Below are 23,854 nucleotides of genomic sequence, written 5' to 3' on the forward strand. Positions count from 1 at the left end.
CAAAGAAGAAAGCGATCCCCATGGAAGACTGGATTGTTCTGAATGACTGGAATCCGAGTGAGCAGACGCTCCGGAAATGGGCGTACGACGAGCGCATCCAACTTTCCGATCAAGACGCCGACTTGGTTCTGCATGAAGAGGAGTATTTGCCGCTGCTCCTCGAACTCGCGGACGAACCGTCCTGTCCCCGGTCTTCCGAGATTTTGGGCACGTTGGACTACTACCTGATGTTCCTGGTTCTTCGGGGAGTTGAAGAACACATTCGCATCGTGGAGAAGGCAGTGGCCCTTGCAAGGTCCGCGAAGACCGCGCCTGTGATTGAGTGGCGGCAGCTGCAGGAGCGCCGACTCCGCTATAGGGCCGGTGCGGGGCCGCTCAGTCGGGAGCAGGCCGTGGCCGCCGCACGGGATTTGCTGATTGGCATCGATCGCATTGCCGAATTGAAGGTCGTGGACGAGAACCCGAAGACGTGGGAAATTGAACTGTCCGTTCCTCCATCGCACCGCTATCGAGACCGGCTGTCGTTTGACAGGGCCACGGGAGTATTTCGGTTCTCCCGATAGCCGCTACTCAGAGGGGCCTTGTCACAGCGTCTATCGCTGCGGCATATCCTTGACCGAATACCCCAGGCTCACAGTCGCATCCTCCGGAATAGCCGGCATCGTCGCATTCCAGGCCTGCCAATCCGCCCGCATCGCAGCCAGCCGCTCCGGCTCCTTCTTCGCCAGGTTCGCCCGCTCGCGTTCGTCGCCGGGAATGTTGAACAGGTACTCGTTGCCGTCGACCTTCAGGTACTTCCAGTCGCCGTCGCGCAGCGCCTCTTGCCCGCGATGGTTCATGCGCCAGTGCAGGGGGCGGCGGAAGGATTGCTTCGCGTCCTTCAGCACGGGCATCAGCGAGACGCCGTCCAGCGGGTAGTCGGGGTGCGCGGCCACGCCGGCTGCGTCGAGCATGGTGGCGGACCAGTCCATGGTCATGCACAGCTGGGTGCTCTCGCCGCCCTTGCCGATCACTGCGGGCCAGTGGGCGATCCATGGCACGCGGATGCCGCCTTCGGTCAGGTCCATCTTGCCGCCGACCAGCGGCCAGTTGTCGGAGAAGCGCTCGCCGCCGTTGTCGCTGGTGAACACGACCAGGGTGTTGTCGGCCATGCCGTGCTTCTTCAGCGCGCTCATGATCCAGCCGATGCCTTCGTCCATGTGATGGATCATGCGGCGGTACACGTGGATGTTGCCGCCGGCCAGGTCGAACAGGTTGTCCTTGATGTTCGGGGCCTTGGCCGCGTCGTCGCGGGTTTCCCAGGGCCAGTGCGGGGCGGTGTAGTGCAGGCTCAGGAAGAAGGGAGCGTCGTCCTCTTTCTTCTGAAGCTCCGACATGCGCTCGACGTAGTCGACGGCGCGCTTCGAAAGGATGTCGGTGAGGTAGCCGTCTTCCTGCTTGTCTTCCTCGCCGAACCACAGGTCGTGGCGGCCGGTGGAATCGCAGTGGGTGAAGTAGTCGACGCCGCCCGACATGGGGCCGAAGAATTCGTCATACCCCGAGCGCAGCGGGCCGAAGCTGGGCGGGTAGCCCAGGTGCCACTTGCCGATGAGGGCGGTCTGGTAGCCGCTGGCCTTCAGCAGCGAGGGCAGGGTGGGGTGGTCGGTGGGCAGGCCCAGGGTGGTGCTGCCACGGCTGCGGCTGTTGATGGGCTCTTCGGCCGCGCCGCGCAGGCGGTACTGGTAGCGGCCGGTGATCATGCCGAAGCGCGTGGGCGAGCACACGGGCGAGTTCGAGTAGCCCTGGGTGAGCTTCAGGCCGTTGGCGGCCAGGCCGTCGAGCACGGGCGAGACGGGGCCGAACACCGCGTCGCGGCCGCCGTAGCAGCCGAGGTCGGCATAGCCGAGGTCGTCGGCGACGATGAAGATGATGTTGGGTCTTGCCATGTGTCTCTTGGGCTCTCTCGCTGGGTTTTGCTTCTGGTTGCCGGGCTTAGGGCTGGTAGCCGGACTTCTGGACCACGGGGGCCCACTGCGCGCGGTAGGCCTTGAGCATCGCGGCGGTCTGCGCCTGGGTGCTCACCACAGGCGTCATGCCCGAGTCCTTGAACTTGCGCTGGGTGTCGGCGTCCTGCATGACTTCGCGGATCACCACGGCGAGGCGCTCGACCTTTTCCTTGGGCATGCTGGCCGGCGCGAAGAAGGTGTTCCAGCCGGTGGCGGCGAGGTCGAGGCCGGCTTCCTTGAAGGTGGGCACGTCGGGCACGAAGGGCGAGCGCTTGGCGCCCGAGATGGCGAGGATGCGCGCCTTGCCCGCGGTGTGCTGGGGCACGACGACGTCTTCGGTGTCCACCGCGATCGGAATCTGCCCGCCGATCAGGTCGTTCAGCAGCGGGGCCGAGCCGCGGTAGCCGATCACCTGGGTCTGCACCTTCGCCTTCTCGCCCACCATGAGGCCGAAGAAGTGCGGCAGGCTGCCGGTGGCCGGCACGCCCACGTTGGCCTGGTTGGGGTTGGCGCGCATCCAGGCCAGCAGGTGGTTCAGCTCGCGCACCGGCAGGGTGGGCGACACGGCGAGCGCGAAGTTGTAGTCGTTGACGTACGACACGGGCACGAAGTCGTGGTCGGGGTCGTAGTTGTTGTCCTTGAAGACCAGCGGCGCCACCACCATCACGGCGGGGTTGGCGAGCATCAGCACGTTCTGGCTGGCGGGGGTGGTCTTCACCTGCTGCGCGGCAAGGCGGCCGCCGGCGCCGGGCTTGTTGTCGACCACCACGGGCACGCCCAGGCGGGCGGTGAGCTTGTCGCCCACGACGCGCGCCACGCGGTCGGTGGCGCCGCCGGGGGCGTAGCCCACCACGATGCGCAGGGGCGTGTCGAACTTCACCTCGGCGGCCGTCGCGCCGCCAGCGAAAGCCGTCGCGAGGCCGGCGATGGCCAGCAGGCCGGCAAGGCGGCGGGTGATGGAGAGGGATGGGGTCGGCAGCATGGTGAGCAGGTCCTTGTTTCGTCGTTCAGGCGATGGCTATCGATGGCAATCGAGTATGGCCGCGGGATCCGCAGTTGCGGACGATTCTGAAGAGGCCGCGCTCGATTGATCAAATCAACCATTCCCGGGACTTACCCTTCCTCGACCTGCTGTCTCAATCCACCTTCATGCCGGTGGCTTTCACGATGCGGCCATAGCGCGCCTGGTTGGCGGCCAGGTGCTCGCTGGCGGCGGCGCCGGTTTCTCCCAGCGGCACCATGTCGAGCGAGGCAAGGCGCGACTTGATCTCGGGCAGCGCCATCGCCTTCTGCAGCGCGGTGCGCAGCGTCTGCGCCACGGGCTCGGGCGTGCCGGCCGGCAGCATCGAGACATAGAGCACCTCGAATTCCAGGCCCTTCAGGCCCAGTTCGCCCACGGTCGGCACCTGGGGCAGCAGCGGAGAGCGTTGCTTGCCGGTCACGGCCAGGGCGCGCAGCTTGCCCGACTGCACCTGCGGCAGCAGGCCCGGCGTGGCGAGGATGCCGGCCTGCACCTCGTCGCCCATCAGCGCCAGCACGGCGGGCGCGTTGCCCTTGTAGGGCACGTGGGTGATCTTCGCGCCGGTGTCGCTGGCGAAGATCTCGGCGGCGATGTGGCCCGGGCTGCCGTTGCCGGCCGAGCTGAAGGTGGCGGGCTCGGCCTTGGCCTGGGTAATGAACTCCGGCAGCGTCTTCGCTTTCACGCCGGGCGCCACGCCGAAGGCCAGGCCCGAGGAGCTGAAGATCATCAGCGGCTTCAGGTCCTTGGCCGCGAAGGGCATCGAGGCATACAGGTGCGGGTTGATGGTGAAGGTGCTGTCGATGCCCAGCAGCACCGTGTAGCCGTCGGCCGGGCTCTTGGCGACCAGGTCGGCGCCGATGTTGCCGCCCGCGCCGGGGCGGTTGTCGACGATGAAGGGCTGCTTCAGGTCCTTCTGCAGCGCGTCGGCCAGCGCGCGGGCGAGGATGTCGATGGGTCCGCCCGCCGGAAAGTTGACGAGCAGCCGCACCGCCTTGGCGGGGTAGGGCGCGTCGGCGGCCAGGGCCTGCGTGGGCGCGGCGGCGCCGAAGGCGAGGGCGGCGCAGGCCGCCAGGGCAGCGGCGAGGCGGCGGCGCGTGCCGCTGAAGGAGTTGCTGGGCGAACCGGTGGTCATGTCGTCTTGTCTCCGTTGTCCGGCCGACTCTAGGTGCGCGGCAGGGGCGGCACAACTGAAAGCTCTTCTGCCAGCTATTCCGGCTGGTTATATTGGAGCGGCCACTTTCCTGAGGAAACGCCGTGTCAGACATGAACTTTGGGCGCCTGAAGATGCGCCACCTGCAGTGCCTCGTGATGGTGGCGCAGGAGCGCAACCTGGTGCGCGCGGCCAAGGCGCTGTCGCTCACGCAGCCGGCCGTCTCCAAGACGGTGGCGGAGCTGGAAGAGATCGTCGGCCGCCAGCTGCTGCTGCGCCGCCGCCGCGGCGTGGAGCTCACGCCGGCCGCCGAGGTGTTGGTGCGCCATGCCGTCTCGGCGCTGCGCGGTCTGCGCGAGGGCCTGGGCCTGGCCATGGACCAGCCCGAGGCCGACCAGCTCCGGGTGGCCGTCGGAGCGCTGCCGAACATGGTGGCCAACCTGCTGCCCGAGGCCGTGGCCACGCTGCATGAATCGCAGCCGGCGCTGCGCGTGCGCGTGGTGAGCGGCACCAACGCGCAGCTGATGACGCAGCTGCGGCAGGGCGAGATCGACCTCGTGCTCGGCCGCCTCGCGCAGGCCTCTGCCATGGCCGACCTGGCCTTCGAGCAGCTCTACAGCGAGCCGCTGCTGCTGGTGGCGCGGCCCGGGCATCCGCTGGCGGCGCGGCGCAAGCCGCCGCTCGACGCGCTGGCGGGCCATCCGCTGGTGCTGCCGGTGTCGGGCACGCTGATACGGCACACGGCCGATGCCTTTCTCATCGCGCAGGGCATGGCGCTGCCTGGGCGGCTGGTGGAGGCGACGGACACCAGCTTCGTGCTGGGGTTGCTTCAGCGCTGCGATGCGGTGTGGTTCGCGCCGCAGGGAGCGGTCGAAGGGCTGGTCGAGCGCGGCGAACTCAAGCGGCTGGCCATCGACACCTCCAGCACCGAGGGGCCGGTGGGGCTCACCATGCGGCGCGGCGACGAGCCGGCCGAAGGCGCCCGGCTGCTGATCGAGGCCATCCGCGAGATCGTGGCGGCGAGGCACCGCACGGCCGAGGGAGTGCCCGCATGAGCGGCAGCGAAAAGACGATGCCCGCCGAGCGCCAGTCGCTGGTCGACGCCCTGCGCGGCTTCGCGTTGCTGGGCATCCTCGTCGTCAACATCGCGAGCTTCTCCTCCACGTACTACGGCGCGGGCATTCCCGACCCGATGGCGCAGTCGGTGCTCGAACGCGCGGCGCTGCTGGTGCGCACGCTGGTGTTCGAGACCAAGTTCTACCTGCTGTTCTCCTTCCTCTTCGGCTACAGCTTCACGCTGCAGATGCAGTCGGCCGAGCGCGGCGGCAAGGCTTTCGCGCCGCGCATGGGGCGACGGCTGGTGGGGCTGTGGGTGCTGGGGCTTGTGCACGCGGTGGTGCTGTACCACGGCGACATCCTCACCACCTATGCGGTGCTGGGGGCGGTGCTGCTGGCGCTGCGTCGGCGCGGCGACGTTTTCATGGCGCGCGCCGCGGTGTTCCTGGTGCTGGCGACTTCGCTGCTGTGGGCGGGCATCGGCTACCTGCTGGTGACGGCGGGCGCGCCCAACGACACGCGCACCGCCTACATGGATGCCGTCGCGGCGCTGGCGGCATATCGCGGGACGCCGTTCACGGTGATCGTGCAGCACCTGCGCGAGCTCTCGCAGATCTGGTGGATCACCGGGCTGGTGCAGGCGCCGACGGCGCTGGCGATGTTCTTTGCGGGCTTCATCGCGGGGCGGCGCGAGTTGTTCGCCAACGTCGATGCGTATCGGCCGCTGTTCAAGCGACTGCTGCGCTGGGGGCTGGTCATCGGGCTGCCGGGCGCGGCGGTGTACGCCTTTCCTTCGATCCGGCTGGACAACCCGGTGCGCGAGCTCTATGGCCTCGCGGCCACGCTGCTCACCGCCCCGTTCCTCACGGCGGCCTACGCGGCCGGCCTGGTGCTGCTGATGCTGTCGCCGCGCGGCCGGGTGCTCGAAGCCATGCTCGCACCGGCAGGCCGCATGGCGCTGACCAACTACCTGACGCAGTCGCTGGTGTGCGCGTGGCTCTTCCTGGCCTACGGGCTGCGCTGGATCGGCACCATGGGCCCGCTGGCCGCCACCGGCATCGCCTTCGCGATCTTCGCGGCGCAGCTGGTGCTGAGCCGCTGGTGGCTGGGCCGCTTCGTCTATGGGCCGGTCGAGTGGCTGCTGCGCGCGTTCACGAACCTGGAGCTTCCGCCGATGCGGCGAAAGGCGGTGGCGCAGGCTCAGCGCGGCAGCAGCGTCGACAGCTGATAGACCGCAAAGGCCAGCAGGATCGCGCCCGACAGGCGGTTGATCGACTGCATGGTCTTGGCACTGAGCTTGTGTCGCACCGACGACACCATCGTCGACAGTCCCAGCCACCACAGCGCGGAGCCCAGGAACACGCCGAGCACCACGGTCGCGGCCTGGGTGCCGCCCGTGGTGTGGCCGGTGGAGATGGAGGCGAACACCGCGACGAAGGACAGGATCGTCATCGGGTTCGCCAGCGTCAGCACGAAGACCGAGAGCGTGGCCTTCAGCGGCGTGGTGGCGTCGGCGGCCTGCCGGGCCTGCGTGGCGACCGGCGCGCGAAGCAGCTGCACGCCCATCCACGCGAGGAAGGCCGCGCCGCCCAGCGCCAGCGGCACGCGCGCCGCCACCATCGAGGCGATGACGGCCGACACGCCCAGCGCACCGATGGCGCCGTAGAAGGCGTCGGCCAGCGCGGCGCCGAGCCCGCTGAGAAAGCCGATGGTGCGGCCGTGCGCGAGGGTGCGCTGGATGCACAAGAGGCCGATGGGGCCGACAGGTGCCGCGATGGAGAGCCCGATGACGAGGGCCTTGAGGAAGAGGGTAGAGTCCATTTGTAAATTGTCTTTACCACGTCGCCTGATGAAAATGGCGAAGCTCAGGCGGAATGCGCTTTCCGCCTTAAATTCAAGACGAATCGATCGGCTGAAGCCTGAAATCCATGGAAATCGACAGCAAGAACTGGCAGATCCTCGAAGTGCTGCAGGCCGATGCGCGCACCTCGCTCACCGCGCTGGCGCGGCAGGTGGGCCTGTCGGTGCCCTCGACCTCGGAGCGCGTGAAGCGGCTCGAAGAAGCCGGCGTGCTCGCCGGCTATCGCGCCGTGGTGCCGCCGCGCAACGTGGGCTACACGGTGATGGCGCTCGTGGGCATCACCACGCCGCAGCCCGAGAAGGCGCGGCTGCTGAAGCTGCTCGAGGGCAGGCGCGAGGTGCTCGAGTGCTTCCACGTGACGGGGCAGGACTCGTACGTGCTGAAGGTGGCGGCGCGCGACATCGAACACCTGGAGGCCTTCGTGAGCAGCATCAACCACCTGGGCGAGACGCGCACGTCGATCGTGATGTCGGTGCCTATTCCGGCGCGCGCCATCGCCGCGCCCGAACCGGAAAAGCCGCCGCGCCGCTAACCCGGAGGCAGCGGCCGCGACCAGAGCCAGGCCAGCACGCAGGCCATGCACCCGATGGCCAGCGCGGCCAGCCACGCACGGTGCGCGGTGAAAGAGACGATCACTGCGCAAACCGCCATCGTCACGGTCGCGCTCCACTTGGCGCGCCGGCTCACGGTGCGGCCGTTGGCCCAGTTGTGCAGCAGCGGGCCGAAGAGGCGGTGGTTCAGCAGCCAGGCATGCAGCCGGGGCGAGCTGCGCGCCGCGGCCCATGCGGCCATCAGGATGAACACCGTGGTCGGCATGCCGGGCACGATCACGCCGATGAGGCCCAGCACCAGGCACAGCACCGCAAAGGCATAGAGCAGCGCTCGCGTGAGCGCGGACTTGCGTTCAGGGGCTGGGGCCGGCTCGGGCTTCAAGACAGGATCAGGCCGGGGCCTGCCCTTGTTGCGGCGGCTGCGGCGGCTGTTCGCGCTCGGGCAGCCCGTCGGCCGAGATGCGCATCTTCGGCAGGAACTGCGGGTACTCGCGCTGCATGAAGTCGATGAGGCCTTCGCGCACGCTGCAGCGCAGGTCGAAGGTCAGGCCCGAGGTGGCGGCGGTGCAGAGCACGCGGATCTGCATCGTGCGCTCGGTGGCGTCGGTCACGCGCAGGTTGAAGAAGCGGCCGTCCCATTCGGGGGCGGCCTTCACGATGCGCTCGACCTCGGCGCGCAGCGGCGCGAGCGGCATGCCGTAGTCGACGTAGATGAACACCGCGCCCAGCAGCTGGGCCGAATGCCGCGTCCAGTTCTGGAAGGGCTTCTCGATGAAGTAGGTCAGCGGCAGGATCAGCCGGCGCTCGTCCCAGATCTTCACGACCACGAAGGTGCCGGTGATCTCCTCGACGCGGCCCCACTCGCCCTCGACCACCAGCACGTCGTCGATGCGGATGGGCTGCGCCAGCGCGATCTGCAGCCCCGCGATGAGGTTGCTGAACACCGGCTTGGCCGCCAGACCGGCCACGATGCCGATCACCCCGGCAGAGGCCAGCAGGCTCGCGCCCACCTGGCGCGCGCCCGGAAAGGTCATGAGCATCATCGCGCCGCCCGCCACGACCACCACGGTCATCGCGGTGCGCGCGAGCACGCGCGTCTGCGTGAGCACGCGGCGGGCCTGCAGGTTGTCGGCGATGTCGGAAGGGTGCTGCGCGAGCACGCCGTCGGCGAAGCCGCTGATGGCCTTCACCGCGAGCCAGGTGGTGGCGGCGATGAGCAGCAGGCCGGTGAAGTGCCGAACGTTGCCGATGAAGCGCAGGTCGTCCGGCGCGCCCTGCCACACCATGGTGAGCGCCACCAGCGGGAACACGAGCCGGGCGGGCGCCCTGCAGTTGACCACCATCGCATGGATGGCCGGCGCGGGGCGGGTGATCCGCCTGAGCACCAGGCCGACGATGCGGTGGGCAAGAAGAGAGAGGGGAACTGCGATCAGTGCGGCAAGCCAGGTGCCGAACCAGGGATGGGCGAGTATCTCTTTGGTCATCAGGCGGGAGTCGTCTTCGCTTGTTCTGTTGTCTCGTTCAGAGGTTGAAGAATGCGCGCCGCGTCGTCGCGCAGCTGCGTGGCGAGTGCCGTGGCCAGGTCGAGCCGGCGAAGCAGCCAGGGGCTGATGTCGTTGTCGAACGGGTCGGGCAGGGGGATCGGGCCGCCGACCGTGGTCGAACCGGCACTCTCGGGGTGGGAGGGACCGGTGGTTGGAATAGTTCCGATGGCCGCCTCGATGCGCTGCGCGGTGCGGCCGATGGGGCCTTCCACCTCGGCCGGCGTGAGGCGGTCGCGCCGCAGCACCAGCATCGACTTCACCGCGCTGAGCTGCGCGAGCAGCTGGTAGCTGTGGGCCTGCAGGTGCTCCAGCGGCTCCAGCGGCGGCTGCACAGCGCGCGGCTCCGACAGCGAGCGCTGCGTGGCCTGCACCAGCGCCGAGAGGCTGTCGTAGGCCTCGCGGCGCGCGAGGCGCCATTCGAGCTCGGGGCTGCTGTCGATGGCCTTGAGCTGGCCCAGGCCCAGCGCCAGGCGCGCATGGCGGGCCTGCGCGGTGAGCACGCGTGCGACCAGCGCCGGCAGCTGCGTGCGCTCCCACGAGGGCAGCACGTAGCAGAAGGCCCAGGCGAGCGCGGCACCGATGAGCGTGTCGGCGATGCGCTCGAAGAGCGCGAAGATCGGCGCCACGCCCACGTTCAGCATGTGGGCCTGCACCAGGCCCAGCACGGTGGCGGCCACCGCGGTAATGAGGTAGCGCCGCACCGCGAAGCTGTGCGCGATGGCCTGCGACACCGTGACGATGACCAGCAGCATCAAGGCCGACGGATGCGCCGACAGCAGCCCCACCGCGAGCACGCAGCCCAGCAGCGTGCCGGCCACGCGGGCGTTGCGCCGCTCCAGCGTCTGCGAAAGGCTGCCGCGCAGCACAACCACGATGGTCAGCAGGATCCAGTAGTCGTGCGAGCCCCAGGGCATCGACACCGCGATGGCGTAGCCGGCCGCGATGGCCAGCGCGGCGCGGATCGCGTGGCGCAGCGGCGGCTGGTCCCAGCTCCAGAGCGTGAAGAAGGGGCGCAGCGACCAGTCGGTGGGGCTCACGAAGAGCTGCCAGTTGGCGCGCACCACGGCCAGGTTGGGCTCGACGTCGCCGCGCGCCATGGCCGACAGGCGCAGCACCTCGTCGTTGATGTGGCCGATGCGGCTGGCCAGCCCGCGCGCGAGCATGGCCGCGGTGGGGCCGATGTGGCCGCCGCCCTCGGCGCTGTCGTCGGCCGAGACGTGGATGGCTGCCAGGCGCGGGCGGCGGTCGGGCACCGCGTCGGGTTGCCGGCCGAACATGAGCGCGTCGGCCAGGGCGATGGTTTCGTCGGCCAGCTCCTCGAGCACGCGGCGCATCTCGATGAGCGCCTCGGCGTGCGCGGGGTGTGCGCGCAGGGTGTCGAGGTCGAGCTCGCTGGCCAGCAGTTGGTCGCGCATCTCGAGCACGATCACGAGCATGGCCGCCAGCCGCTGGCGGCGCGGGGTGCGCGGCGATTCGAGCACGATGTCGCGCGTGGCCTGCAGCTGGTCGGCCAGCGCGGCCTGCTCGCGCAGCAGCCGGCCCAGCATGGGGGCGGGAACGTCGCGCACGTCGCGGGTCTCGTCCTGCGGCAGGAACTGGCTGGCCTCGGTGCGCATGAGCGCGGCCAGCGAATACAGCACGTCGGCGATCGACTGCGTGCGAAAGCGCCCGTTGAGCGCCAGGTTGGCCAGCGTGGCCCAGATCACGTACAGCCCCGCGCCCAGCCCGAAGTGCCAGGTGCGCTCGATGACGTCGGCCATGCCGGCGGGCGCCTGCGTGGCCATGGAGAACACCATCGAGAACATCACCGCGATGGCGATCGGGATGCCCCGCTTGCCCCAGGCCATGGCCAGGAAGGCCATGAAGGTGGCGGGCACCAGCAGCAGCCCCAGGCGGATGGGGGCGCTGTGCAGCATCTGCACCGCGAAGAACAGCGGCAGCCCGATGAGCGGCGCCGGCAGCATCTGCAAAAACTTGCCGCGGCGCGGGCCGGGCAGGTCGGGCGGCGCGGTGACGATCACGCCGGTGGCGGCGGTCGAGGCCGCGAGGGTGCCCAGCCACAGGTGGATGCCGCCGGAGATGAAGAGCAGGCCCAGCGCGACGGTGAGCCCGCTCGCGACATAGTGGCTCAGCGCGACGCGCAGAGCGGCTCGGACCCGGGGCGCGGTGCTGCTGGGCCCCGGCATCGTCACTTGGCGGAGGAGTTGCCTTGGGAAGGGGCGCCGTTGGCGGGCGCTTCGCGGCGCACGCGCGTGAGCTTGCGGGGCGCGGGAGGCGCGGCGGCAGGGGCCGGGGCTTCGGCGGCCTCGTCGGCAAAGCCCGTGACCGTGCTGCGGGCGTAGAGGTCGGCGGAGGCGTCGTCCGTGCCCGCGCTCGCCTTGGTGGAGGCCGACACGGCGCGAACGCGGTCGCTGGCGCGCAGCTTGTCGTCCACGTTGGCGAACTTGGAATACTTGGCGAGCAGCGGCACCAGCTGCCCGTACACGCGCGGAGCGCCGGCCAGGCATTCGCGCTGGTCGATGAACTCGGGCTCGCCCGTGAAGTTGCCGATCAGGCCGCCGGCCTCGGTGACCAGCAGCGAGCCCGCGGCCACGTCCCAGGGGTTCAGGCCGGTCTCGAAGAAGGCGTCGGTGAAGCCCGCGGCCACGTAGGCCAGGTCGAGCGCGGCGGCGCCGGGGCGGCGCAGGCCGGCGGCGCGGGGCATCATGTCCGCCATGATGGCCAGGTACTGCTTGAAGTTGTCGCCGGTGCGGAAGGGGAAGCCGGTGGAGATCAGGCACTCGTTGAGGCGGGTGCGCTTCGAGACGCGGATGCGGCGCTCGTTCATGTAGGCGCCGCGGCCCTTGGTGGCGGTGAACAGGTCGTTGCGGGTGGGGTCGTACACCACGGCCTGCTCGATCTTGCCGCGCACCGACAGCGCGATCGACACGCAGTACACCGGGAAGCCGTGGATGAAGTTGGTGGTGCCGTCCAGCGGATCGATGATCCAGACGTAGTCGGAGTCCTTGGCGCCGTACTGGCTGCCCGATTCTTCCGCGAGGATGCCGTGCCCCGGGTACGCGCCGAGCAGCGTCTCGATGATCGCTTGCTCGCTGGCGTGATCGACTTCGGTGACGAAGTCGTTGACCTGCTTCTGGGAGATGCGCACGGCCTCCACGTCGAGGGCGGCGCGATTGATGATGGCGCCAGCGGCGCGTGCGGCCTTGACGGCCACGTTGAGCATGGGATGCAGGTTGGGGGACGACATTGGATTGTGGGAAGAACGGTGGGGAGGGCCCCCGGAGACGGCCCGGCGATGCGGGCGGCGAGAATCGGGGGATTTTACCGGCTCCGCCCGTTAGTGTCCGCCAACCCTCCATGCGCACCCGTTTCATCCTGATCCAGACCAGCCACGCCGGCAACGTGGGCGCCGCCGCCCGCGCCATGAAGACCATGGGTTTTTCCGACCTGGTGCTGGTGGCCCCGCGCTGGGCCAACGTGCTGCGGCGCGAGGAAACCATCCAGCGCGCGAGCGGCGCGCTCGACGTGCTGGCCAACGCCCGCATCGTCGAAACGCTCGACGAGGCCCTCGACGGCGTGACCCACCTGTGCGCCACCGCCATGATCCCGCGCGACTTCGGCCCGCCCACGCGCACCCCGCGCGAGCACCTGGAGCCCCTGGCAAAGCAGGGCGACCAGCACGTGGCCTTCCTGTTCGGCTCCGAGCGTTTCGGCATGCGCAACGAGGACGTCTACCGCTGCAACGTGGCGCTGAGCATTCCCACCGACCCGAAGTTCGGCTCGCTCAACCTGGGCGCGGCCATCCAGGTCGTCGCCTACGAATGGCGGCTGGCGCTGGGCGGCTACGAGGTGCGCGAGGCCATCCAGCCCGTGCAGGCGGCCGACGCGCAAGCCGTGGCCGGCATGCTCGACCACTGGGAGCGCTCGCTGGTGGAGATCGGCTTCCTCGACCCCGAGGCGCCCAAGAAGCTCATGCCCAGGCTGCGGCAGCTCTTCAACCGGGCCCAGCCCACGCCGGAGGAGATCCACATCCTGCGCGGCATCGCCAAGGCGATGAGCGACGCGACCCGGCCGCCCAGGGGAGACAAGGGCGACAAGGGCGGAAAGGCCCCCAGGAACGACTAAAACCTTATCGTTCGTACGCGAAGACACGCGGCCTTAGACTGCGCGGCCCCTATCGATATAACGACAACAGACAGAAGGCATAAGGCAGCGATGTTCTCCAGACTGCGCGCCGACATCCGGTGCATCCTCGAACGCGACCCGGCCGCCCGAAGCGCCTGGGAAGTGATCACGGTCTATCCCGGCTTCCACGCCGTGGTGCTGCATCGCTGGGCGCACGCCTGTTGGACCCATGGCTTCAAGTGGCCCGCGCGCTTCATCGCGCACTGGTCGCGCTGGCTGACCGGCATCGAGATCCACCCCGCCGCCAAGATCGGCGAGCGCGTGTTCTTCGACCACGCCATGGGCGTCGTCGTGGGCGAGACGGCCGAGATCGGCGACGGCTGCACCATCTACCAGGGCGTGACCCTGGGCGGCACCTCGCTCTACAAAGGCACCAAGCGGCATCCGACGCTGGGGCGCAACGTGGTGGTGGGCGCGGGCGCCAAGGTGCTCGGCGGCTTCGTGGTGGGCGACGGCGCCAAGGTGGGCTCGAACGCGGTGGTGACCAAGCCGGTGCCCGCGGGCGCCACGGCGGTGGGCAACCCGGCGCGCATCATCGAGGCTGAAGCCGCCGCGCGGCGCGAGGAAACCGCCTCGCGCATGGGCTTCTCCGCCTACGGCGTCACGCAGAACGACGACCCGCTGAGCCAGGCGCTGCGCGGCCTGATCGACAACGCCTCGGGCCAGGAACACCAGATCGCGCTGCTGTGGCAGGCCATCGAGAAGCTGTCGGCCCAGCCGGGCAGCAGGGACTGCGTGCCGGGCGACGCCGCGCGCGACGAGAGCTTCGAGGCGGACAAGCTCACGCAGCTGATCGGCAAGTAGGCAGGTCGACCGGTCAGCCGCCGCGCTTGGCCGGCGCGTGCAGCGCGCCATGCACGTGGCCCGCGTGCTGCCCGAAGGTCTCGGGCGCGAGCGCGGCTGTATCCAGCTCCTGCAGGATGCCGCAGGCGTTCGCCGATTCGGGGCCGCAGCACTGCTGGCGCAGCGCCTTCAGCTGCTTCTCCAGCGTCTTCAGCTCGGCGATGCGCGCGGCCACGTGGCCGATGTGGTCGTCCAGCAGCTGGTTGACCTCGCCGCAGTCTTCCTGCGGCGCATCGCGGAATTTCAGCAGGCTGCGGATCTCGTCGAGCGTCATGTCCAGCGAGCGGCAGCGGCGGATGAAGCCCAGGCGCTGGGCGTGGTCCTCGTCGTAGATGCGGTAGTTGCCGTCGGTGCGCGCGGGCTCGGGCAGCAGGCGCTCGCGCTCGTAGTACCGGATGGTTTCGACCGGCGTGTTCGCGGCCTTGGCCAGTTCACCGATTTTCATGATGCGGCAAATGAAAGGGTGGAGATGGGTGGTTGACTCTACACCTGCTTCAGGGTTTCCAATCGATTCCATGACGAACCAGAACGCCCTGAACCCGACCGTGCCGCGCTCGCATGCGCACCCTCACCCGCATGCGCATGAGGAGGGGCACGGCCACGATCACGGCCATGAACATGACCACGCGCACGAGCACTCGAAGGCCAAGCCGGCCGACGCCTGCTGCGGCTGCAGCAGCACCGCCAGCCACGGCCCGATTCCGCTGGCGCCCGATGTCGGCGACGTGCCCAAGGGCGCCTTGCTCTTTCGCATTCCCACCATGGACTGCGCGGTGGAAGAGTCCGAGATCCGCCGCGCGCTGGAGCCCATTGCCGGCGTCAAGGCGCTGCGCTTCCGCCTCGGCGAGCGCACCATGGCCATCACCACCGACGACGGCGTGCTGCCCGATGCGCTGGCCGCCATCCGCAAGGCCGGCTTCAAGCCCGAGCCGCTGAATGCCCCGGGCGCGCAGGCCGCTCCTGCAGCACCCGCGAAGATCGCCGGCATGAGCGCTGGCCTGGCGCGGCTGGTCGCGGCGCTGGTGCTGGCCGTCGCGGCCGAGTCGGTCTCTTTCATGGGGCTGGAGGGCCGGGGCTTCATGGCGTTCGAGATGGCGCTGGCGCTGGGCGCCATCGGCCTCGCGGGGCTCGATACCTACAAGAAGGGCTTCGCGGCGCTGGTGCGCGGCCGCCTGAACATCAACGCGCTGATGGCGGTGGCCGTCACCGGCGCATTCATCATCGGCCAGTGGCCCGAGGCCGCGATGGTGATGGCGCTCTACGCGATTGCCGAACTCATCGAGGCCCGCGCCGTGGACCGCGCGCGCAACGCGATCCAGAGCCTGCTGGCCCTCGCGCCCGAGCAGGCCGAAATCAAGCAGGCCGACGGCGGCTGGAAGACGGTGATGGCGAGCGAGGTGCCGCTGCAGGCCATCGCGCGCATCCGTCCCGGCGGTCGCGTGCCGCTGGACGGCATCGTCACCGAAGGCACCAGCGCCATCGACCAGGCACCGGTCACCGGCGAGAGCATTCCGGTCGACAAGACCATCGGCGACCAGGTGTTCGCCGGCACCATCAACCAGACCGCCGCGCTCGAGTTCCGCGTGACGGCCGTGGCCGCCAACACCACGCTCGCGCGCATCATCCACGCGGTCGAGGAAGCCCAGGGCTCGCGCGCCCCCACGCAGCGCTTCGTCGACAGGTTTGCTGCCATCTACACGCCCGCCGTCTTCGTGCTGGCGCTGGCCGTTGCGGTGCTCACGCCGTTCCTGATGGACTGGACCTGGACGCAGGCCATCTACAAGGCGCTGGTGCTGCTGGTCATCGCCTGCCCGTGCGCGCTCGTCATTTCCACGCCGGTCACGGTGGTGAGCGCGCTGGCCTCGGCGGCACGGCGCGGCATTCTCATCAAGGGCGGCACGTACCTCGAAGAGGCGCGCAAGCTCAAGGCGGTGGCGCTCGACAAGACCGGCACCATCACCGAAGGCAAGCCGAAGCTGGTGGAGTCGTCGCTGGTCGGCGATTCTTCGGCCGGCAACCAGGCGGCGGTGTTCGCCATTGCCGCCAGCATCGCGGGCCGCTCCGACCACCCGGTGTCCAAGGCGATTGCCGAAGGGCTCAAGGGCGAGCAGGGCGAAGTCGCCGACTTCACCGCGCTGCCCGGCCGCGGCGTGCAGGCCGCGCATGAGGGGCAGGTCTACGTGCTGGGCAATCACCGCTTGATCGAGGAGCGGGGCCTCTGCATGCCGTCGCTCGAAGCCGAGCTCCAGCGCCACGAGGAGGCCGGCCGCACCGTCACGCTGCTGGCGTCCGACAAGGCCGTGCTCGCGCTGTTCGCCGTGGCCGACACCATCAAGGAATCGTCGCAGGCGGCGGTGGCCGAACTGCGCTCGCTCGGCGTGGTGCCGGTGATGCTCACCGGCGACAACACCGCCACCGCCAGGACCATCGGCGCCCACGCCGGCATCGAGGACGTGCGCGGCAACCTGCTGCCCGAGGAGAAGCTCGACGCCGTCAAGGCCATGCAGCAACGCTACGGCGCGGCCGCGATGACCGGCGACGGCATCAACGACGCCCCCGCGCTCGCCCGGGCCGACATCGGCTTCGCGATGGGCGGCGCCGGCACCGACACCGCGATGGAAGCGGCCGACGTGGTCATCATGAACGACGACCTGCGCCGCATTCCCGAAACCATCCGCCTCTCGCGCCGCGCCCACTCGGTGCTGTGGCAGAACATCACGCTCGCGCTGGGCATCAAGGCCGTGTTCTTCGTGCTCGCCGTGTTCGGCAGCGCGACGATGTGGATGGCGGTGTTCGCGGACATGGGTGCGAGCCTGCTGGTGGTGGCCAACGGACTGCGGTTGATGCGCGCGCCGAAGTGAGGGAACGGGCAGGCTGGGAGGGCAGCCGGGAGGGCAGGCCCGGCTGGCTCCGCGACATGGCTTGGGACTAACATAGGCCGGGTTTCCGTTCCCCAGCCAGAGTCCTTCGATGTCCGTCACCTCGCTCCTGCTGCAGCTCATCGTCATCCTGGTCACCGCGCGCCTGTGCGGCTGGATCCTTCGCCACGTCGGCCAGCCCGGCGTGGTCGGCGAGATGGCGGCGGGCCTGATGCTCGGGCCGGTGGTGATGGGGGCGCTCTTTCCCTCGCTGCACGCGCAGCTGTTCTCCAAGGAATCGCTGCAGGGGCTGTCTTCCCTTTCCACGCTGGGGCTGGTGCTCTTCATGTTCGTCGTCGGCCTGGAGCTGCGGGCTTCCAAGGGCGTGCGCGAGCAGCTGCGCTCGGCGGGCTACGTGGGCGTGCTGAGCGTGGTCGTGCCGATGGCGCTGGGCATCGCGATCGCGCCGGCGCTGCATCCCACGCTCGCGCCGGCCGGCGTGGCCTTCTGGCCCTTCGCGCTGTTCATCGCGGCGGCGCTGTCGATCACCGCCTTTCCGGTGATGGCGCGCATCCTGAAGGACCGCGGCATGACGCGCACGCCTTTCGGGCAGCTCTCGCTGAGTGCGGCGGCCGTGGTCGACGTGTTCGCCTGGATCCTGCTCGCGGTGGTGATCGCGCTGGTCGGCGCGGGCGAGGGCTACCAGGGACTGCTGAAGACCACGCTGGGCATGGCGGTGGTGCTGGCGGCGCTGTTCCTCGGGCTCAAGCCGGCCTTCGCGTGGCTGCTGCGCGTGAAGGCGCCCGAGGGCGAGCCTTCGACAACCGTGATGGCGGCGCTGATGATCGGCCTGCTGGCGACCTCGCTGGTCACCGAGTGGCTGCATCTTCACGCGGTGTTCGGCGCATTCCTGTTCGGCGCCTGCCTGCCGCGCGACGACCGCCTGCTGAAGTCGCTCACCGAGCGCATCGAGCCGATCTCCATCGTGGTGCTGATGCCGCTCTTCTTCGCGCTCGCCGGCCTGGGCACCACGGCCAACGCCTTCTCGGGGGCGAGCCTGGGCGCGATGCTGCTGATCGTGGGCGTGGCCACCGTGGGCAAGATCGCCGGCGGCGCGGCCGGTGCGCGCATGGCGGGCTACGGATGGCGCGACAGCCTAGCCACCGGTTCGCTGATGAATGCGCGCGGACTGATGGAACTCATCGTCATGAAGATCGGCCTCGACGCGGGCCTCATCGGCCCTGAGCTCTTCACCATGCTGCTGGTGATGGCGCTGGCCACCACCGCAATGACGGGGCCGCTGATCAACCTGTTCATCGGCCGCAAGCAAGCGGTAGCGGCAGACGCCGCGCACGCGAAGCCCTGAATTCGATCAGCGCTTCGCCACGGTGAAGCCGATGCGCGTCTCGCCGCCCCGGCTCGCGGCGAACACCCGCCCGCCGTGCATGCGAGCGATGGCTTCCACGATCGACAGGCCCAGCCCGTGGTGGCGCGTCGAGCCGTCGCGGGCCCGCGCGGCGCGGTAGAAGCGCTCGAACAGGCGGGGCAGGGCGGCAGGGGCGATGGGCTCGCCCTTGTTGACCACGGCCACGGCGAACTCGGTCGCGCTTTCCTCGCCGATCTCGATGCGTATCGTCGAAGCGGGCGTGGCAAAGCGGATCGCGTTGCCCAGCAGGTTGAAGAGCGCGCGGCGTACCAATGCGGCATCTACGTCGGCCATGGCGTCGCCGCGCACCTCGGCGCGCAGGCCGGCTTCCTCGAGCATGGCGTCGTAGAAGTCGATCACGTCCGTGGCCTGCGCGGCCAGGCTCGTCACGGCCCGGGTGCGCATCGGCGCGCCGCGCTCGGCCTGCGAGAGGAACAGCATGTCGGTGACGATGCCGGAGAGCCGCCCGACCTCCTCGAGGTTAGATGCGAGCACGGTCTGCAGCTCCTCGTTGCTGCGTGGGCGCGTGAGCGCGAGTTCGGTGGAGCCGATCAGGTTGGCCAGCGGCGTGCGCAGCTCGTGTGCCACGTCGGCGTTGAAGGATTCGAGCTGCACGTAGGCGCGCTGCACCCGCAGCAGCAGGGCGTTGAACTGGGTGATCCAGGGGCGCAGCTCTTGTGCGAAGTCGTCGGCGTCGATGGGCTGGTTGGCCTTGTCGGGCGCCATCGCGGCGGTGCGCTCGGTGAGCGTCTTCAGGGGCTTCAGGCCGCGGCGCACCAGCCACATGCCCGTGAGCGAAACCAGCGCGGTGCCCAGCACCACGGCGCCCAGCAGGGTCCACGCCAGGCGGCGCAGCAGCTGGGCTTCCTGCGCGGTGTTCACGCCGATGCGCACCGCGAGCTGGGTGGTGGCGCCGGCCTGCGTCCAGGGCACCTGCAGGTCGCGCAGCATCCACTTGCCGCCGGCCGTGGGGCGCGATTCGAAGAGCTGCCTGCCGCCGGCGGAGATCGACAGGGTCACGTCGTCCTGCATCGAGAAGAAGTCGTCGAGCTTGTGGCGCAGGAAGACGAGGTCGCCGCCTTTTTCCGCCTCCTGCAGCAGGTGCTGCACCAGCTCGGCCTTGTTGGAGAGTTCCTCTTCCTGTTTCTGCCCGAAATTCCAGGCCGTGACCAGATAGATGGCGAAGCAGATCACGCTCAGCCCGAACAGGGTCTGCGCGGCGAGCCAGAGCGACAGCCGGCTCTGCAGGGATCGCGGCCGGGGGCTCAATGCCAGGAGCGGTCTTCGAGCACGTAGCCCATGCCGCGCACGGTGTGCAGCAGCTTCACCTCGAACGGATCGTCGAGCTTGCTGCGCAGCCGGCGGATGGCCACCTCGACCACGTTGGTGTCGCTGTCGAAGTTCATGTCCCACACCTGCTCGGCGAGCGTGGTGCGCGAGAGGATCTGCCCGCGCCGGCGCAGCAGCACCAGCAGCAGCGTGAACTCCTTGGCGGTGAGGTCCAGCCGCGTGCGGTTGCGCATGCACTTGCGGCTGACGAGGTCGACCTCCAGGTCGGCCAGCCGCAGCACGGTGGATTCCTGCGGCTTGCCGCGGCGCAGCAGGGCCTGAACGCGCGCCAGCAGCTCGGAGAAGGAGAAGGGCTTCACGAGGTAGTCGTCGGCGCCCTGCTGCAGGCCCTGTACGCGGTCTTCCACCTTGTCGCGCGCCGTGAGCACCAGCACGGGCACGTTCTTCGTGCGCCGGATAGCCTGCAGCACGGCAAAGCCGTCGATGCCGGGCAGCATCACGTCGAGAAGGATCAGCGCGTAGTCTCCCTCGGTGGCGAGGTACTTCCCCTCGATGCCATCGCGGGCTATGTCGACGACGTAGCCGTTCTCCTCCAGGCCCTTCTTGAGGTAGTCGCCCAGCTTGGGCTCGTCTTCGATGACAAGGATTCGCATCTGCGGATGGTATCGAAGCACTTCCGATACGGGGGTTACGTTTCGGTAATCCTGCTGACAGACAAAGCCTCGCCCCGCGGTCGTACATTGCGCCGGCCCGCATTCTTCAGGGCCTGCGCCTTGCAGGGCCATTGCCCAAATGCCCGATGCAGGCCGCCGATATACTTTTTGCCTCCATGCGCCGCTGGTTCCTCATTCTCATGCTCGCCTTGCTGCCGTTCCAGTTCAGCTGGGCGTCGGCATCGGCGTACTGCCAGCATGAGCGCGACACACGGCCCGACCACTGGGGCCATCACGAAAGCGAGACGCGCGGCACCGACCGCAGCCACAGCGGCGAAGGCGCGCAGAAGAACTCGAGCACCCAGCCCAACGCCGTTGTGGGCGATTGCGCGGTCTGCCATTTCGGCCATGCCCAGCATGCTGACGCGCTGGACGAGCCGGCGCAGTCGGCGGCGCACGAGGCGCAGCCGCTGCGCGCGACGCCCGACGAGCGCTTCGCCTCGCATGTCTCCGACGTGCCGGTCCGCCCCGACTGGTCTCTCGCCTCCTGATTCGGCGAGAGAACACAACCCCCTTCTGATACCCACCATCAGCTAGCCGAGCTCTCGCCGAATTCGTCCGTCCGTTGTTTCGCAACCCAGGAGAATTCGATGCGCACGCTCTTCGTGCCGCTGGCCGTGCTGGCCATGGCGGCGCCCCCGGCTTTTTCGCAGGTCGCCCAGGCCTCGGCCGGTGCCCTCTATTCACAACCCGCGCAGTCCGGCGCGGCCAATGCCCCACGCGTGCAGGAGCCCGCGGGCCCGCTCACGCTTCGCAGTGCCGTTGCGATGGCGATGCAGGCCAACCCCGGCCTGTCTTCCGCATTGCGCGAGCAGGAGGCCACCGAGGCCGCCATCGTCCAGGCCGGCGCCTGGCCCGATCCCACGCTCGACGCGCAGCTCGAAGACCTGCGCCGCGACAACCGCACCACCACGCTGCAGCTGAGCCAGCCCATCGAACTGGGCGGCAAGCGCTCGGCCCGCGTCACGGCGGCCGAGCGGGCGCGCGACCAGGCCGCGTCGGCGCTGGCAGGGCGCCGCGCAGAGATCCGCGCGGCCACCGTCACCGCCTTCTTCGACGTGCTCACCGCGCAGGAGCGCCTGCGGCTTGCGCAGGATTCGGTGGGCCTCGCGCAGGCCGCCACCCGTGCCGCGGCCAACCGCGTCGCGGCAGGCAAGGTCTCGCCGCTGGAGGAAACCAAGGCGCGCGTGGCCGAGGCCGGCATCCGCGTCGAGCTGATGCAGGCAGAGGGCACGCTGCGCTCCGCGCGCCAGCAGCTCGCGGCGTTGTGGGGCAACCCGAGCCCGCGCTTCACGCAGGTGGACGGCGCGGTCGACCAGCTGCCCGCGACGGCCTCGGCGCAGGACATCGCCAACCGGCTGGTCGATGCACCGGTGGTGCGGCAGGCCCGGCTGGAAGTGGAGCGGCGCAAGGCGCTGGCCGACCTGGAGCGCGCCAGGCGCATTCCCGACGTGACCGTTTCGCTCGGCGCCAAGCGCGTGCCGGCCTCCGAGGGCGAGAACGGCGGCAGCCGGCGCAACCAGGTGGTGCTGGGCCTGTCGGTGCCGCTGCCGATCTTCGACACCAACCGGGGCAACGTCGCCGAAGCCCTGAGCCGCGAGGAAAAGGCACGCGACGACCTCGCCGCCGCCGAGCTGCAGCTGGGCACCGACGTGGCCCAGGCCACCGAGCGCCTGCGCTCCGCGCACGCCACCGCCGAGACGCTGCAGCGCGATGCGCTCCCCGGCGCCGAGAGCGCCTACAAGGCCGCGACCAAGGGTTTCGAGCTGGGCAAGTTCAGCTTCCTGGAGGCGCTCGATGCGCAGCGCACGCTGTTCCAGGTGCGCGCGCAGTACCTGCTCGCGCTGGCCGATGCGCACCGCGCCGCGGGCGAGCTCGACCGGCTGCTGGGCAATGAAGGCGGCGAAACCTCTCCCGCGACGGCGCCCGCCACGCGCTGAAAAGCAATCAAGGAATTCCACAGATCATGAACACAGAAGAACGCAAGACCTTCGCCGAGCGTGTCGGCAGGAAGCAGCTGATCGCCATCGCGGCCGTGCTCGCGCTGGGCGCGGGCGCCGGGGCGCTGATCCTGCGCAGCGCGCCAGCCAAGCCCGAGGCGGCCGGCCATTCGGAAGCCGCAGGCCATGGCGACGGCGAGCACCACGAGGAGGGCGGCCACAAGGAAGAGGGCCACAAGGAGGCCAAGGCCGGCGAAGACCACGACCACAGCCACGGCGAGGCCAAGGGCCACGGCGACAAGGAACACCACGCCGAGGAAGGCAAGGGTGAAGCCAAGTCTGCTTCGGGTGAGGCCAAGGTCGAGGAGAAATCCGCCGCGCACAAGGAAGACGAGGAAAAGATCGCCTTCACCGACGAGCAGGTCAAGGCCGCCGACATCTCCGTCGAAAGCGCCGGCCCCGCGCGCATCAAGCTGTCGCTGCAGCTGCCCGGCGAGATCAAGTTCAATGAAGACCGCACGGCCCATGTGGTGCCGCGCGTGGCGGGCGTGGTCGACAGCGTGTCGGCCAACCTGGGCCAGGAGGTCAGGCGCGGGCAGGTGCTCGCGGTGCTGTCGAGCCCGGGGCTTTCGGAGCAGCGCAGCGAGCTGCAGTCGGCGCAGCGCCGGCTGGAGCTGGCGCGCACCACCTACGAGCGCGAGAAGAAGCTGTGGGAGGAAAAGATCTCGCCGCAGCAGGACTACCTGCAGGCCGAGCAGGCCATGCAGGAGGCCCGCATCGCCGTGGCCAACGCCAACCAGAAGCTGCTGGCGCTGGGCGCCACGCCCGGTTCGTCGGCGCTGGGCCGCTACGAACTGCGCGCACCCTTCGACGGCATGGTGGTCGAGAAGCACATCTCGCTCGGCGAATCGGTGGGCGAGGCGGTCAACGTCTTCACCATCTCCGACCTGTCGACCGTGTGGGCCGAGATCAGCGTGGCCGCCAATAACCTGAACCTGGTGCGCATCGGCGAGCCGGTGAAGATCCGGTCCACCGCCTTCGACCAGACCGCGACCGGCAAGGTGTCGTACGTGGGCTCGCTGATCGGCGCGCAGACCCGCACCGCCACGGCACGCGTCACGCTGACCAACCCCGAGCGCATCTGGCGCCCGGGCCTGTTCGTGAACGTCGAGCTGGTGGCCTCGGAGACGGAGGCGCCCGTGACCGTCGCGGCCGACGCGGTGCAGACGGTGGAAGACAAGCCAACCGTGTTCCTGCGCGTGCCCGGCGGCTTCATGCCGCAGCACGTGCAGACCGGGCGCAGCGACGGCAGGCGCGTCGAGATCGTCGGCGGGCTGAAGCCCGGCGCGGCCTACGCGGCCGGCGGCAGCTTCGTCGTGAAGTCGCAGCAGGGCAAGAGCTCGGCCACGCACACCCACTGAGGAAGCCCGC

General features: G+C 69.4%; 22 protein-coding genes. 11 read left to right on the plus strand and 11 right to left on the minus strand.

Translation table 11 applies throughout. The annotated features are described in order from the left end of the window. Window positions 1-20: 20 nt before the first annotated feature. Window positions 21-563 carry a hypothetical protein gene (locus ACHMXA_RS14135; RefSeq protein WP_395321072.1) on the plus strand — a complete coding sequence of 181 codons (543 nt, stop codon included), beginning with the start codon at window positions 21-23 and terminating at the stop codon, window positions 561-563. Window positions 564-593: 30 nt separating this feature from the next. Here the strand turns inward: ACHMXA_RS14135 and ACHMXA_RS14140 are convergent, their stop codons facing one another. From ACHMXA_RS14140 to ACHMXA_RS14150, 3 genes are all read right to left on the minus strand, one after another. Further along, window positions 594-1,925 (minus strand): sulfatase, encoded by a 1,332-nt coding sequence (locus tag ACHMXA_RS14140; RefSeq protein WP_395321074.1) that lies wholly within the window; start codon window positions 1,923-1,925, stop codon window positions 594-596. A 46-nt stretch (window positions 1,926-1,971) separates the two neighbouring features. Then, window positions 1,972-2,967: a Bug family tripartite tricarboxylate transporter substrate binding protein gene (locus ACHMXA_RS14145; protein ID WP_395321076.1), complete on the minus strand. Its 996-nt coding sequence runs from the start codon at window positions 2,965-2,967 to the stop codon at window positions 1,972-1,974. A gap of 154 nt (window positions 2,968-3,121) precedes the next feature. After that, window positions 3,122-4,138 (minus strand): Bug family tripartite tricarboxylate transporter substrate binding protein, encoded by a 1,017-nt coding sequence (locus tag ACHMXA_RS14150; protein WP_395321077.1) that lies wholly within the window; start codon window positions 4,136-4,138, stop codon window positions 3,122-3,124. Between the two features lie 131 nt (window positions 4,139-4,269). Here ACHMXA_RS14150 and pcaQ point away from each other — a divergent pair, with 131 nt between their 5' ends. Continuing rightward, window positions 4,270-5,211 carry a pca operon transcription factor PcaQ gene (gene pcaQ / locus ACHMXA_RS14155; RefSeq protein WP_176667602.1) on the plus strand — a complete coding sequence of 314 codons (942 nt, stop codon included), beginning with the start codon at window positions 4,270-4,272 and terminating at the stop codon, window positions 5,209-5,211. Next, window positions 5,208-6,440 carry a DUF418 domain-containing protein gene (locus tag ACHMXA_RS14160; RefSeq protein ID WP_176667302.1) on the plus strand — a complete coding sequence of 411 codons (1,233 nt, stop codon included), beginning with the start codon at window positions 5,208-5,210 and terminating at the stop codon, window positions 6,438-6,440. Before pcaQ ends, ACHMXA_RS14160 begins: the two co-directional genes overlap by 4 nt. On the opposite strand, the gene ACHMXA_RS14165 is transcribed toward ACHMXA_RS14160, so the two are convergent. Further along, window positions 6,413-7,033, minus strand: a complete 621-nt coding sequence (locus tag ACHMXA_RS14165; protein WP_176667303.1) for a LysE/ArgO family amino acid transporter — start codon at window positions 7,031-7,033, stop codon at window positions 6,413-6,415. The genes ACHMXA_RS14160 and ACHMXA_RS14165 overlap by 28 nt on opposite strands. A 107-nt stretch (window positions 7,034-7,140) precedes the next feature. Here ACHMXA_RS14165 and ACHMXA_RS14170 point away from each other — a divergent pair, with 107 nt between their 5' ends. Continuing rightward, window positions 7,141-7,605, plus strand: coding sequence for an Lrp/AsnC family transcriptional regulator (locus ACHMXA_RS14170; RefSeq protein WP_176667304.1), 465 nt, complete (start codon window positions 7,141-7,143; stop codon window positions 7,603-7,605). Here ACHMXA_RS14170 and ACHMXA_RS14175 read toward each other — a convergent pair. Genes ACHMXA_RS14175 through ACHMXA_RS14190 form a run of 4 tightly spaced genes read right to left on the minus strand, consistent with a single transcriptional unit; the run spans window position 7,602 to window position 12,415 of the window. Next, window positions 7,602-8,006 (minus strand): YbaN family protein, encoded by a 405-nt coding sequence (locus ACHMXA_RS14175; RefSeq protein WP_176667305.1) that lies wholly within the window; start codon window positions 8,004-8,006, stop codon window positions 7,602-7,604. The two genes, ACHMXA_RS14170 and ACHMXA_RS14175, sit on opposite strands and share 4 nt — an antisense overlap. 7 nt (window positions 8,007-8,013) lie before the next feature. Next, window positions 8,014-9,108, minus strand: a complete 1,095-nt coding sequence (locus ACHMXA_RS14180; RefSeq protein ID WP_176667306.1) for a mechanosensitive ion channel family protein — start codon at window positions 9,106-9,108, stop codon at window positions 8,014-8,016. Beyond that, the gene (locus ACHMXA_RS14185; protein WP_176667307.1) at window positions 9,108-11,354 is read right to left on the minus strand and encodes an FUSC family membrane protein; all 2,247 of its coding nucleotides are present in this window, start codon (window positions 11,352-11,354) and stop codon (window positions 9,108-9,110) included. The genes ACHMXA_RS14180 and ACHMXA_RS14185 overlap by 1 nt, the downstream gene beginning before the upstream one ends. Before the next feature lie 2 nt (window positions 11,355-11,356). After that, window positions 11,357-12,415: an inositol monophosphatase family protein gene (locus ACHMXA_RS14190; protein WP_176667308.1), complete on the minus strand. Its 1,059-nt coding sequence runs from the start codon at window positions 12,413-12,415 to the stop codon at window positions 11,357-11,359. A gap of 110 nt (window positions 12,416-12,525) precedes the next feature. Between ACHMXA_RS14190 and ACHMXA_RS14195 the strand changes: the two genes are divergently transcribed. Beyond that, complete coding sequence (locus tag ACHMXA_RS14195) at window positions 12,526-13,293, plus strand: RNA methyltransferase (protein ID WP_395321081.1); 768 nt, start codon at window positions 12,526-12,528, stop codon at window positions 13,291-13,293. A gap of 90 nt (window positions 13,294-13,383) precedes the next feature. After that, on the plus strand, window positions 13,384-14,157 hold the full coding sequence (cysE, locus tag ACHMXA_RS14200; RefSeq protein ID WP_176667310.1) for a serine O-acetyltransferase: 774 nt from the start codon (window positions 13,384-13,386) through the stop codon (window positions 14,155-14,157). A 13-nt stretch (window positions 14,158-14,170) separates the two neighbouring features. Here cysE and cadR read toward each other — a convergent pair whose 3' ends face one another. After that, a complete protein-coding gene (cadR, locus tag ACHMXA_RS14205) occupies window positions 14,171-14,641 on the minus strand; it encodes a Cd(II)/Pb(II)-responsive transcriptional regulator (protein WP_176667311.1) in 471 nt (156 codons plus the stop codon). A gap of 70 nt (window positions 14,642-14,711) precedes the next feature. Between cadR and ACHMXA_RS14210 the strand changes: the two genes are divergently transcribed. Then, window positions 14,712-17,057 carry a heavy metal translocating P-type ATPase gene (locus tag ACHMXA_RS14210; protein WP_395321082.1) on the plus strand — a complete coding sequence of 782 codons (2,346 nt, stop codon included), beginning with the start codon at window positions 14,712-14,714 and terminating at the stop codon, window positions 17,055-17,057. A 109-nt stretch (window positions 17,058-17,166) separates the two neighbouring features. Next, window positions 17,167-18,420, plus strand: a complete 1,254-nt coding sequence (locus ACHMXA_RS14215; RefSeq protein WP_176667313.1) for a cation:proton antiporter — start codon at window positions 17,167-17,169, stop codon at window positions 18,418-18,420. Window positions 18,421-18,426: 6 nt separating this feature from the next. Here the strand turns inward: ACHMXA_RS14215 and ACHMXA_RS14220 are convergent, their stop codons facing one another. Beyond that, window positions 18,427-19,749 (minus strand): heavy metal sensor histidine kinase, encoded by a 1,323-nt coding sequence (locus ACHMXA_RS14220; RefSeq protein ID WP_395321085.1) that lies wholly within the window; start codon window positions 19,747-19,749, stop codon window positions 18,427-18,429. Next, window positions 19,746-20,423, minus strand: coding sequence for a heavy metal response regulator transcription factor (locus tag ACHMXA_RS14225; protein WP_176667315.1), 678 nt, complete (start codon window positions 20,421-20,423; stop codon window positions 19,746-19,748). The genes ACHMXA_RS14220 and ACHMXA_RS14225 overlap by 4 nt, the downstream gene beginning before the upstream one ends. A gap of 176 nt (window positions 20,424-20,599) precedes the next feature. On the opposite strand from ACHMXA_RS14225, the gene czcI reads away from it, so the two are divergent. From czcI to ACHMXA_RS14240, 3 genes are all read left to right on the plus strand, one after another. Next, window positions 20,600-20,974, plus strand: a complete 375-nt coding sequence (gene czcI, locus ACHMXA_RS14230; protein ID WP_395321087.1) for a cation efflux protein, CzcI family — start codon at window positions 20,600-20,602, stop codon at window positions 20,972-20,974. Window positions 20,975-21,073: 99 nt separating this feature from the next. Then, the gene (locus ACHMXA_RS14235) at window positions 21,074-22,423 is read left to right on the plus strand and encodes a TolC family protein (protein ID WP_395321089.1); all 1,350 of its coding nucleotides are present in this window, start codon (window positions 21,074-21,076) and stop codon (window positions 22,421-22,423) included. 26 nt (window positions 22,424-22,449) lie between these two features. Continuing rightward, window positions 22,450-23,844: an efflux RND transporter periplasmic adaptor subunit gene (locus tag ACHMXA_RS14240; RefSeq protein WP_176667318.1), complete on the plus strand. Its 1,395-nt coding sequence runs from the start codon at window positions 22,450-22,452 to the stop codon at window positions 23,842-23,844. Window positions 23,845-23,854 lie beyond the last annotated feature (10 nt).

It is taken from the genome of Variovorax sp. UC74_104 (assembly GCF_044055375.1).
Taxonomy (GTDB): domain Bacteria; phylum Pseudomonadota; class Gammaproteobacteria; order Burkholderiales; family Burkholderiaceae_C; genus Variovorax.

Coding starts and splice junctions, on each gene's coding strand:
- ACHMXA_RS14165 (WP_176667303.1), bottom strand. CDS start 7,033: ATGGACTCTACCCTCTTCCTCAAGGCCCTCGTCATCGGGCTCTCCATC.
- ACHMXA_RS14135 (WP_395321072.1), top strand. CDS start 21: ATGGAAGACTGGATTGTTCTGAATGACTGGAATCCGAGTGAGCAGACG.
- ACHMXA_RS14190 (WP_176667308.1), bottom strand. CDS start 12,415: ATGTCGTCCCCCAACCTGCATCCCATGCTCAACGTGGCCGTCAAGGCC.
- ACHMXA_RS14210 (WP_395321082.1), top strand. CDS start 14,712: ATGACGAACCAGAACGCCCTGAACCCGACCGTGCCGCGCTCGCATGCG.
- ACHMXA_RS14215 (WP_176667313.1), top strand. CDS start 17,167: ATGTCCGTCACCTCGCTCCTGCTGCAGCTCATCGTCATCCTGGTCACC.
- ACHMXA_RS14195 (WP_395321081.1), top strand. CDS start 12,526: ATGCGCACCCGTTTCATCCTGATCCAGACCAGCCACGCCGGCAACGTG.
- ACHMXA_RS14145 (WP_395321076.1), bottom strand. CDS start 2,967: ATGCTGCCGACCCCATCCCTCTCCATCACCCGCCGCCTTGCCGGCCTG.
- ACHMXA_RS14225 (WP_176667315.1), bottom strand. CDS start 20,423: ATGCGAATCCTTGTCATCGAAGACGAGCCCAAGCTGGGCGACTACCTC.
- ACHMXA_RS14140 (WP_395321074.1), bottom strand. CDS start 1,925: ATGGCAAGACCCAACATCATCTTCATCGTCGCCGACGACCTCGGCTAT.
- ACHMXA_RS14160 (WP_176667302.1), top strand. CDS start 5,208: ATGAGCGGCAGCGAAAAGACGATGCCCGCCGAGCGCCAGTCGCTGGTC.
- cadR (WP_176667311.1), bottom strand. CDS start 14,641: ATGAAAATCGGTGAACTGGCCAAGGCCGCGAACACGCCGGTCGAAACC.
- ACHMXA_RS14185 (WP_176667307.1), bottom strand. CDS start 11,354: ATGCCGGGGCCCAGCAGCACCGCGCCCCGGGTCCGAGCCGCTCTGCGC.
- ACHMXA_RS14240 (WP_176667318.1), top strand. CDS start 22,450: ATGAACACAGAAGAACGCAAGACCTTCGCCGAGCGTGTCGGCAGGAAG.
- ACHMXA_RS14180 (WP_176667306.1), bottom strand. CDS start 9,108: ATGACCAAAGAGATACTCGCCCATCCCTGGTTCGGCACCTGGCTTGCC.
- cysE (WP_176667310.1), top strand. CDS start 13,384: ATGTTCTCCAGACTGCGCGCCGACATCCGGTGCATCCTCGAACGCGAC.
- ACHMXA_RS14235 (WP_395321089.1), top strand. CDS start 21,074: ATGCGCACGCTCTTCGTGCCGCTGGCCGTGCTGGCCATGGCGGCGCCC.
- czcI (WP_395321087.1), top strand. CDS start 20,600: ATGCGCCGCTGGTTCCTCATTCTCATGCTCGCCTTGCTGCCGTTCCAG.
- ACHMXA_RS14170 (WP_176667304.1), top strand. CDS start 7,141: ATGGAAATCGACAGCAAGAACTGGCAGATCCTCGAAGTGCTGCAGGCC.
- ACHMXA_RS14150 (WP_395321077.1), bottom strand. CDS start 4,138: ATGACCACCGGTTCGCCCAGCAACTCCTTCAGCGGCACGCGCCGCCGC.
- pcaQ (WP_176667602.1), top strand. CDS start 4,270: ATGAACTTTGGGCGCCTGAAGATGCGCCACCTGCAGTGCCTCGTGATG.